Source organism: Pseudomonas sp. (assembly GCF_049590575.1).
Classification (GTDB): Bacteria; Pseudomonadota; Gammaproteobacteria; order Pseudomonadales; family Pseudomonadaceae; genus Aquipseudomonas.
Genome location: NZ_JBAWDE010000311.1, coordinates 20,057 through 29,532, shown reverse-complemented (window position 1 = coordinate 29,532; position 9,476 = coordinate 20,057). Strand labels below are relative to the sequence as shown.

Genomic DNA, 9,476 nt, shown 5'->3' with positions numbered 1-9,476 from the left:
ATCCTACAGATGGCGCGCCTTTTTTATGGGCGTGTCACAGCAGGATTAACGTGCCACCCTTGTTTTGATTCTCAATATCATTTAATAATAAATATCATTACCGAATGAGTGTGGATCATGAGTTCTGTCCTGCATGAGGATCCCTACCTGGAGAGCTGGCGTTGGATGAGTCGTCAGATCCGCTGTGGCCTCGATCCCAATGAACCTCGCCTGATCGAACATTACCTCAGCGAGGGGCGCTACCTGGCCTGTTGCACCGCCACCCATCCGTGGACGATCGCCGAGACCTCATTCCGGCTGCTGATCGACACCGCCAGCGACATCGCCTTGCCTTGGCACTGGCGCTCCGTGTGCCTGGACCAGGCCTGGCGCCCCCTGCGCGACCTGGAAAAACTCTCCCACTGTGCCTGTCGCCTCAAGCGCTGGCAGACCTTTGCCTGGCAATTGGCGACCTGCGAATTGCTGCCCTCGATTTCTCACTCCGACCTGGTGCAAGGATCAAACGATGAGTAACACCCGTATCGAACGCGACAGCATGGGCGAACTGCAGGTGCCCGCCGAGGCCTTGTACGGCGCGCAAACTCAGCGCGCGGTGAACAACTTCCCGATCAGTCATCAGCGTATGCCGGCGCAATTCATTCGCGCCCTGATCCTGGCCAAGGCCGCCGCCGCCAAGGTCAACGTCGACCTCAAGCAAATCAGCGAAGGGCAGGGCAAGGCCATCGTCGATGCCGCCCAAGGCTTGCTGGAAGGCGATTTCATGCAGCACTTCCCGGTGGATATCTTCCAGACCGGCTCCGGCACCAGTTCCAACATGAACGCCAACGAAGTGATTGCGACCCTCGCCAGCCGTTTGCTGGGCGAGGCGGTCAACCCCAACGACCACGTGAACTGTGGCCAAAGCAGCAACGACATCATCCCTACCACCATCCATGTCAGCGCTGCCCTGGTGCTGCATGAGCAAACCCTGCCGGCGCTGCTGCACCTGGTGCAGGTGATCGAGCAAAAGGCGGCAGAGGTTCACCCGTTCATCAAGACCGGCCGTACCCACCTGATGGATGCCATGCCGGTGCGCATGAGCCAGGTGCTCAATGGCTGGGCGCAGCAGCTCAAGGCCAATATCGGCCACTTGCAGGACCTGCTGCCGAGCCTGCAGGCCCTGGCTCAGGGCGGCACGGCAGTCGGTACCGGGATCAACGCTCACCCGGAATTCGCTGCGCGGTTCAGCCAGCAACTGAGCAGCCTGACCGACGTGAAATTCACTCCGGGCAAGAACCTGTTTGCACTGATTGGCTCCCAGGACACCGCCGTGGCTGTGTCTGGCCAATTGAAAGCTATCGCCGTATCGCTGATGAAGATCGCCAACGACCTGCGCTGGATGAACTCCGGCCCCTTGGCCGGCCTCGGTGAAATCGAGCTGGAAGGCCTGCAGCCTGGCTCGTCGATCATGCCGGGCAAGGTCAACCCGGTGATTCCGGAGGCGACCGCCATGGTCGCCGCGCAGGTGATCGGCAATGACAGTGTGATCACCATCGCGGGTCAGTCGGGCAATTTCGAGCTGAACGTGATGCTGCCGATCATCGCCCAGAACCTGCTCAGCAGCCTCGAGCTGCTGGCCAATTCCAGCCGTCTGCTGGCGGACAAGGCGATCGCCAGCTTCAAGGTCAATGAGGCCAAGCTCAAGGAGGCGCTGGCGCGCAACCCGATCCTGGTCACTGCACTCAACCCGATCATTGGTTACCAAAAGGCTGCTGAAATCGCCAAAAAGGCCTATCAGCAAGGCCGCCCGGTGATTGATGTCGCCCTCGAGCACACCGATTTGCCACGTAGCCAACTGGAGGTCCTGCTGGACCCGGAAAAGCTCACGGCCGGCGGCGTGTAATCACCGACTCTGCTTTGGAGGCTCACCATGGAGCACTGGAAACGCACGATCGAACGGGCCAATCGCTGCTTTATGCAAGGCGAACTGGTCGACGCTCGCGAGGCCTATTTGCAGGCCCTGGCCTTGGCCCAGGTGTTGTTCGAACGCTGGGCGGATGCCGACGAAGCAGTGGCGGCTTGCGTCATTTCCCATCACAACCTGGCCGACCTGCACCTGCGCCTCAACCAGCCTGAGGAAAGCGCGGAATACCTCTGCGCGATTCACCAGCGTTTGCTGCAGACCATGCAGGACCCGCGCCTGAGCCCGCAATTGCGCGAGGCAGCCTTGCGCCAGAGCAGCAAGACCTACGTCGAGCTGTTGAATTTCATCAGTGATCACGGCGAGTACCCACGTACCCATCGCTTGCTGGGCGGCGCTGCGGCGCAGTCGACCACGCCTCAATACGGAGCACATTGATATGACTTATACCTTGCCAGCCTTGCCTTACGCCTACGATGCCCTGGAACCGCATATCGATGCGCAAACCATGGAGATTCACTACACCAAACACCACCAGACCTACATCAACAACCTCAATGCAGCGGTCGAGGGCACCGAGTTCGCGGGCTGGCCGATAGAGAAGCTGGTGTCCAGCGTGCAGCAACTGCCGGAAAAACTCCGCGCGGCCGTTATCAACCAGGGCGGCGGTCACGCCAACCATTCGTTGTTCTGGGCAGTGATGTCGCCTAAAGGCGGCGGCAAACCCGAAGGCGCGCTGGGTAAGGCCATCGATGAGCAACTGGGCGGTTTCGACAGCTTCAAGGAAGCGTTCACTAAAGCCGCGCTGACCCGGTTCGGCAGCGGCTGGGCGTGGCTGAGCGTGACCCCGCAAAAGACCCTGATAGTTGAAAGCAGCGGCAATCAGGACAGCCCGCTGATGAGCGGCAACACGCCGATCCTCGGTCTGGACGTCTGGGAGCATGCTTACTATCTGCTGTATCAGAACCGTCGCCCGGAATACATCAATGCCTTCTACAGTGTTATCAACTGGCCGGAAGTCGCGGCACGTTATCAGGCCGCTTTGGCCTGACATTTATCAGCATAACAAGACCTAAGGCCGACTATGGGCACTGAAACACTGGCGATCAGCAGCGGGCGAATGTTTCGTTATGCGCTTGGCTCGCTGCTGCTATTGGCAGGTACTGCATTGCTGGTGGCTCACGGGCTCGCTTGGCTTAACCTCGAACCGCGCATCCTGCGCGCGCTGCAGGGCGGGGCAATCTGCGCGCTCGGCACGGCGCTTGGCGCGGTGCCGGTGCTGGTCATCCGGCGCATGCCGGTGGCGCTGAGCGATACCTTGCTGGGTTTTGGCGCCGGGGTGATGTTGGCGGCCACCGCGTTCTCGCTGATTGTGCCGGGGATTGCCGCCGCTGAGAGCTTGGGGCTTTCACCCTGGGGCGCCAGTGGCCTGATCAGTTTTGGCATCATGCTGGGGGCATTCGGGTTGTATCTGGTTGACCGCAAGGTCTCCGGCGCCAGCCCGGAAATGCTGGTGGGCACGCCGGATAGCCCGGTGATTCCGCCACGTATCTGGCTGTTTGTGTTCGCCATCATCGCCCACAACATCCCGGAAGGCATGGCAGTGGGTGTTTCCGCTGGTGGCGGCATGCCGGATGCCGACAGCCTCGCCATGGGTATTGCCTTACAGGACGTACCCGAAGGCCTGGTGATTGCGTTGGTGTTGGCCGGGGCAGGGATGTCGCGGGTCAAGGCCTTCCTGATCGGCGCGGCCTCGGGTTTGGTGGAGCCGGTATTTGCCGTGCTCTGCGCCTGGCTGGTAAGCCTGGCCGAGGTGCTGTTGCCATTGGGGCTGGCGCTTGCGGCTGGCGCGATGCTGTTGGTGGTGACCCACGAGGTGATCCCGGAGTCGCGGCGTAATGGCCACGAAAAGCTTGCCAGCCTGGGGCTGTGCATCGGGTTTTGTTTGATGATGGTGATGGATACTGCGTTGGGGTGAGGCCCTTGCGGCCTCACCGTCCTTCAACGAGGGGCGTTACTCGCCCTCATCAAAGTAATTGTTTATCAGCTTCACCAGGGCATCCATAGCTTCCTGCTCTTGCTCGCCTTCCGTGTGCAAGTGAATCCTGGTGCCCTTGCCGGCGGCCAACATCATCATGGCCATGATGCTTTTGCCATCAACCATGGATTCCGGCGTACGCCCGGCGCGGATCTGGCAGGGAAACTGGCCGGCAACACCGACGAACTTCGCGGAAGCGCGGGCGTGCAGGCCCAGCTTGTTGATGATTTCAATTTCCAGAGCGGGCATCGCGGGGGTGTTCCTTTCAGCTAAGGTCGCGGTGGCGAACCTGGACGTTCTTGAGGGTTTTTTGCAGCACCTGGCCCAGGCGTTCGGTCAGGTAGACGGAACGGTGGTGGCCGCCGGTGCAGCCGATGGCGATGGTGACATAGGCCCGGTTGCTCGCGGCAAAGCGCGGCAGCCATTTGAGCAGGTAGCTGGAGATGTCCTGGAACATCTCTTCTACATCCGGTTGCGCCGCCAGGTACTCGGCTACAGGCTGATCCAGCCCGGACTGGTCACGTAATTCCGGTTTCCAATACGGGTTGGGCAGGCAGCGCACATCAAACACCAGGTCGGCATCCACCGGCATGCCACGCTTGAAGCCAAAAGACTCAACAAGAAACGCTGTCCCAGGCTCCGGCTGGTTCAGCAGGCGCAGCTTGATGGCATCGCGCAGCTGGTACAGGTTGAGGCCGGTGGTGTTGATCTTGAGGTCAGCGAGGTCAATGATCGGGCCCAGCAGCTTGGTTTCGTCTTCGATGGCTTCGGCCAGGGAGCGGTGAGGGCTGCTGAGGGGGTGGCGTCGACGGGTCTCGGAGAAACGCTTGAGCAACGTCTCTTCATCGGCGTCCAGGTACAGCACATCGCAATGAATGTGCTTGGCTCGCACTTCCTCGAGCAATTGCGGGAACCGCTCAAGGTGGCTGGGCAGGTTGCGGGCATCAATCGAAACGGCGACCAGGGGTTGCGCCAATTCGGTGTGGATCAACGCGCGTTCCGCCAGTTCCGGCAGCAGGCCGGCGGGCAGGTTGTCGATGCAATAGAAACCGTTGTCCTCAAGAACATTGAGGGCGGTACTTTTACCCGAGCCGGAGCGGCCGCTGACGATGATCAAACGCATGATTAGTGCCCGTTTTGTTCATCCAGGACAACCTTATAGAGCGCCTCACTGGTCGGGGCGCTGCGCAGTTTGTCGCGTACTTCCTTGCGGTCGAGCATGCTGGCGATCTGCCGGAGCAGTTCCAGGTGCGCGTCGGTGGCGGCTTGTGGGACCAGCAGAACGAACAGCAGGTCGACCGGGGCGCCGTCGATGGCGTCGAAATCGATTGGGGCGTCAAGGTGCAGCAGGGCGCTTACGGGTGCCTCGCAGCCTTTGAGGCGGCAGTGAGGAATAGCGATGCCGTTGCCAAAACCGGTGGAGCCGAGTTTTTCACGGGCAATCAGAGCCTCAAAGACATCTTGCATCTCCAGATCAGGCACTTGACCGCTGATCAGGTTGGCAATTTGTTCGAGGGCTTTTTTCTTGCTGCCGCCCGGCACGTTCACGAGTGAACGGCCGGGGGTCAGGATGGTTTGAAGTTGGATCATGGGGGGGAGTTAACGACCTGTACCTTGCATCAGGTGCAGATTCTTTTCCTTATGCTTTATGAGTTGGCGGTCCAGCTTGTCGTAGAGCGAGTCAATCGCCGCGTACATATCCTCATGTTCCGCATTGGCGACGAGCTTGGCATTCGGTACGTGCAGGGTGGCCTCGATTTTCTGCTTGAGTTTGTCGACCTCCATGATGACCTGCACGTTGGTGATCTTGTCAAAATGCCCCGCAAGCTTGTTCAGCTTACTCTCGGTGTACTCACGCAGGGGCTTGGTGACTTCCAGCTGGTGTCCACTGATGTTGACTTGCATACAGCTTCTCCTTCGTTGCCAGTGCATAAAGCGGCAGGCCGGGGTGCCTGCCACTGGAACGCTGTGGCCCGCCCGTCACATCAAACGCTTTCGCTCGCTGGAAGGCGCGATCCCGAGGGACTCGCGGTACTTGGCGACGGTTCGACGGGCGACCTGAATGCCTTGTGCCTCCAGTAAACCAGCGATCTTACTGTCACTCAATGGCTTTTTCTGATTTTCCGCGGCAACCAGTTTTTTGATGATCGCGCGGATTGCCGTGGACGAGCATTCGCCGCCTTCGGAGGTGCTCACGTGGCTGGAGAAAAAGTATTTCAGTTCATATATGCCCCGTGGGGTATGCATGAATTTTTGCGTGGTCACCCGGGAAATCGTCGATTCGTGCATGCCCACCGCCTCAGCGATATCATGCAGAACCAGGGGTTTCATCGCTTCGTCGCCGTATTCCAGGAAGCCGCGCTGGTGCTCGACAATCTGGGTGGCCACTTTCATCAGGGTTTCGTTACGGCTTTGCAGGCTCTTGATGAACCAGCGCGCTTCCTGCAACTGGTTGCGCATGAAGGTGTTATCGGCGCTGGTGTCGGCGCGGCGCACGAAACCGGCATATTGCGGGTTGACCCGCAGGCGTGGCACCGACTCCTGGTTCAGCTCAACCAGCCAGCGCTCGTTGTCCTTGCGCACGATCACGTCGGGCACCACATACTCGGCTTCGCTGGACTCGATTTGCGAGCCTGGCCGAGGATTGAGGCTCTGCACCAGCTCGATGACCTGGCGCAGGTCGTCTTCCTTGAGCTTCATGCGGCGCATCAGCTGGCTGTAGTCGCGGCTGCCGAGCAAATCGATGTAGTCGGTGACCAGGCGCTGGGCTTCGGCGAGCCAAGGGGTTTTGGCAGGCAGTTGGCGCAGTTGCAGCAGCAGGCATTCGCTGAGGGTGCGCGCGCCGATACCGGCCGGCTCGAACTGCTGGATGCGGTGCAGGACGGCTTCGATCTCGTCCAGCTCGATGTCCAGTTCCGGGTCGAAGGCTTCAAGAATCTCTTCAAGCGTCTCGTCCAGATAGCCCTGGTTGTTGATGCAGTCAATCAGGGTCACGGCGATCAGGCGATCGGTGTCCGACATCGGCGCAAGGTTCAGTTGCCACAGCAGATGGCTCTGCAGGCTTTCGCCGACGGAGGTGCGGGTGGTGAAGTCCCACTCATCATCGTCGTTGCTGGGCAGGCTGCTGGCGCTGGTCTGGTAGACGTCTTCCCAGGCAGTGTCCACCGGGAGATCGTTGGGAATGCGTTCGTTCCAGTCGCCTTCCTCTAGGTTGTCCACCGTTGGGGCGGTCTCCTGGTAGGAGGGTTCCTGCACGTCGGAGTTGGGTTTTTGCTCTATGTTGTCGGCCAGCGGGTCTGCATTATCGAAGTCGTCGCCTTCTTCCTGGCGTTCGAGCATCGGATTGGACTCCAGGGCCTCCTGGATTTCCTGTTGCAGGTCCAGGGTCGACAATTGGAGCAGGCGGATGGCCTGTTGCAGCTGCGGTGTCATCGTCAGCTGCTGGCCCATTCTCAGGACTAGCGATGGTTTCATGGCAGGGGCTTAACACCTTATTCGCCGGCGCAATGCGCCATCCACGACAGGGCGCGTGAGCGCCAAACATAAGCAAATTATATGCCTGATATCGGGGGCTTTGCCTAGAGCGCGGTGACAATAAAAATCCGCAGCTTTTTATTGGCGCCCGCACTCAGGGCAAACGACCTGCCACCGCCAGTTTCTACAGGCAGGCTTACAGGCGGAACTCGTGACCCAGATACACTTCCTTGACCAGTTCGTTGGCCAGGATGGTGGCAGAGTCGCCTTCGGCAATCAGTTGGCCATCGTTGACGATATACGCGGTTTCGCAGATATCGAGGGTCTCACGGACGTTGTGATCAGTGATCAGCACGCCAATGCCCTTGGCCTTGAGGTGGTGGATGATCTGCTTGATGTCGCCGACCGAGATCGGGTCGACGCCGGCAAACGGTTCGTCCAGCAGGATGAACTTGGGCGCAGTCGCCAGGGCCCGGGCAATCTCCACACGACGGCGCTCACCACCGGATAAGCTCATGCCCAGGTTGTCGCGAATGTGGTTGATGTGGAATTCCTGCAGCAGGCTTTCCAGTTCCTTGCGGCGGCCGTCGCGGTCGAGTTCCTTGCGGGTCTCGAGGATGGCCATGATGTTGTCGGCGACCGACAGTTTGCGGAAGATCGACGCTTCCTGCGGAAGATAGCCGATACCGGCGCGGGCACGGCCGTGCATCGGCTGGTGGCTCACGTCCAGGTCATCGATCAGCACGCGACCCTGATCCGCCTGGACCAGGCCGACGATCATATAGAAGCAGGTAGTCTTGCCGGCGCCGTTGGGGCCAAGCAAGCCGACGATCTGGCCGCTGTCGATCGACAGGCTGACGTCGCGCACGACCTGACGGCTTTTATAAGCCTTGGCCAGGTGCTGGGCTTTCAGGGTTGCCATCAGTTCGCCTTCTTCGCATCGGGTTTAGGCGCAGGCTGGGCAGCGCCGTCTTTCTTCTTCGGCTGGATAACCATATCGATACGTGGACGAGGCGTGTTGAGCTTGCTGCCAGTGGCACGACCAGCGTTGGCGACCTGTTTCACGGTGTCATAGGTGATTTTCTCACCTTCCGTGGAGTTGCCATCGGGGCTGAGCACCTTGGCCTCGTCGATCAGGACAATGCGGTTCTGCTGCGCGTGATACTGGATGGTCCGGCCGTAGCCCTTCATCTTGCCGGTATCGGCCGCCGACTGCTGCTGCTCGAAATAAGCCAGGTTGCCCACCGAAGTCACAACGTCGATGTCGCCCTGCTGAGTGCGGGTGAGTGTCACCGTGTTGCCGGTGATTTTCATCGAGCCCTGGGTGATGATCACGCCGCCGGTATAGGTAGCGACGCCTTGCTTGTCATCCAGTTGCGCATCGTCAGCCGAGATGTGGATCGGTTGCTGGCTATCGTTCGGCAGAGCCCAGGCGCTCACGCTTCCCAGTACTGCGCCCAGGCCGAGCAAAATAGGGAGAGTTTTAACGAGCCTCATACTGTCCTCTTACGTTCGATAGCAGGTGTATCCTGCTTTCTTTCAAATACGCTTTCATTCCCTTGCCAGTCGATACACCGCCAGCGCCGTCGATTCTAACGTTTTGCTCGGTCTGCGCATATTGCTTCTGCGGGAATACGGTCATGCGACTGCTGGTAATCACCGTGTCGCGGTTTTTTGCGTCGGTGCGCGCAACGCGTACCGAGTCAATCAGCTCTACCTCGGTGCCGTCCGGGTTGACCTCGCCACGCTTGCTGGTGACGTGCCAGGGGAACTCGGTGCCGCGGTAGATGTTCATGTCCGGGTTGGTCAGCAGGGTGACTTCGGTGGCCTTCAAATGCTCGACCTTGTCCGACGTCATCTCGTACTGCACCTTGCCATCGGGCAGGAACTGTATGCTTTTGGCGTTGGTGGCGTAATAGTCGATAGCCCCTTCGTCAACCTGCGCAGCAGGCTGGTCGAGAAAGCGCTCCGGGCTGATATTCCAGTAGCCCACCGCCAGGAACAGCGCGGCGATGACTCCGAATAGCAGGAAGTTGCGAATCTTTTTGCTCAGCATAAAACGCT

The 9,476-nt window shown here is 59.7% G+C and carries 13 protein-coding genes; 5 read left to right on the top strand and 8 right to left on the bottom strand.

All coding sequences use genetic code 11. The annotated features are described in order from the left end of the window. Positions 1-117 precede the first annotated feature (117 nt). From WBR57_RS22045 to WBR57_RS22025, 5 genes are read left to right on the top strand one after another with little or no spacing between them, the layout of a single operon-like run. A complete protein-coding gene (locus WBR57_RS22045; RefSeq protein WP_424086580.1) occupies positions 118-513 on the top strand; it encodes a FagA protein in 396 nt (131 codons plus the stop codon). Further along, complete coding sequence (locus tag WBR57_RS22040; protein WP_424086578.1) at positions 506-1,882, top strand: class II fumarate hydratase; 1,377 nt, start codon at positions 506-508, stop codon at positions 1,880-1,882. The genes WBR57_RS22045 and WBR57_RS22040 overlap by 8 nt, the downstream gene beginning before the upstream one ends. 27 nt (positions 1,883-1,909) lie before the next feature. After that, a complete protein-coding gene (locus WBR57_RS22035; RefSeq protein WP_424086576.1) occupies positions 1,910-2,338 on the top strand; it encodes a hypothetical protein in 429 nt (142 codons plus the stop codon). A 1-nt stretch (position 2,339) separates the two neighbouring features. After that, positions 2,340-2,951 carry a superoxide dismutase gene (locus WBR57_RS22030; protein WP_424086574.1) on the top strand — a complete coding sequence of 204 codons (612 nt, stop codon included), beginning with the start codon at positions 2,340-2,342 and terminating at the stop codon, positions 2,949-2,951. Positions 2,952-2,984: 33 nt separating this feature from the next. Then, positions 2,985-3,878, top strand: a complete 894-nt coding sequence (locus WBR57_RS22025; protein WP_424086572.1) for a ZIP family metal transporter — start codon at positions 2,985-2,987, stop codon at positions 3,876-3,878. Positions 3,879-3,914: 36 nt separating this feature from the next. On the opposite strand, the gene WBR57_RS22020 is transcribed toward WBR57_RS22025, so the two are convergent. From WBR57_RS22020 to lptC, 8 genes are all read right to left on the bottom strand, one after another. Next, the gene (locus tag WBR57_RS22020; RefSeq protein WP_424086570.1) at positions 3,915-4,187 is read right to left on the bottom strand and encodes an HPr family phosphocarrier protein; all 273 of its coding nucleotides are present in this window, start codon (positions 4,185-4,187) and stop codon (positions 3,915-3,917) included. Between the two features lie 16 nt (positions 4,188-4,203). Beyond that, a complete protein-coding gene (gene rapZ, locus WBR57_RS22015) occupies positions 4,204-5,061 on the bottom strand; it encodes an RNase adapter RapZ (protein ID WP_424086569.1) in 858 nt (285 codons plus the stop codon). A 2-nt stretch (positions 5,062-5,063) separates the two neighbouring features. After that, positions 5,064-5,528 (bottom strand): PTS IIA-like nitrogen regulatory protein PtsN, encoded by a 465-nt coding sequence (ptsN, locus tag WBR57_RS22010; protein ID WP_424086567.1) that lies wholly within the window; start codon positions 5,526-5,528, stop codon positions 5,064-5,066. Between the two features lie 9 nt (positions 5,529-5,537). Next, positions 5,538-5,843: a ribosome hibernation-promoting factor, HPF/YfiA family gene (hpf, locus tag WBR57_RS22005; protein ID WP_003171804.1), complete on the bottom strand. Its 306-nt coding sequence runs from the start codon at positions 5,841-5,843 to the stop codon at positions 5,538-5,540. A 75-nt stretch (positions 5,844-5,918) separates the two neighbouring features. Then, a complete protein-coding gene (locus WBR57_RS22000; RefSeq protein WP_424086565.1) occupies positions 5,919-7,412 on the bottom strand; it encodes an RNA polymerase factor sigma-54 in 1,494 nt (497 codons plus the stop codon). Between the two features lie 196 nt (positions 7,413-7,608). Continuing rightward, the gene (lptB, locus tag WBR57_RS21995; protein WP_003171806.1) at positions 7,609-8,334 is read right to left on the bottom strand and encodes an LPS export ABC transporter ATP-binding protein; all 726 of its coding nucleotides are present in this window, start codon (positions 8,332-8,334) and stop codon (positions 7,609-7,611) included. Further along, positions 8,334-8,909, bottom strand: a complete 576-nt coding sequence (lptA, locus tag WBR57_RS21990) for a lipopolysaccharide transport periplasmic protein LptA (protein WP_122539811.1) — start codon at positions 8,907-8,909, stop codon at positions 8,334-8,336. Before lptA ends, lptB begins: the two co-directional genes overlap by 1 nt. Continuing rightward, entirely contained in the window at positions 8,896-9,468 is a 573-nt protein-coding gene (gene lptC / locus WBR57_RS21985) for an LPS export ABC transporter periplasmic protein LptC (protein ID WP_122539810.1), read from the bottom strand. Before lptC ends, lptA begins: the two co-directional genes overlap by 14 nt. Between the last annotated feature and the right edge of the window lie 8 nt (positions 9,469-9,476).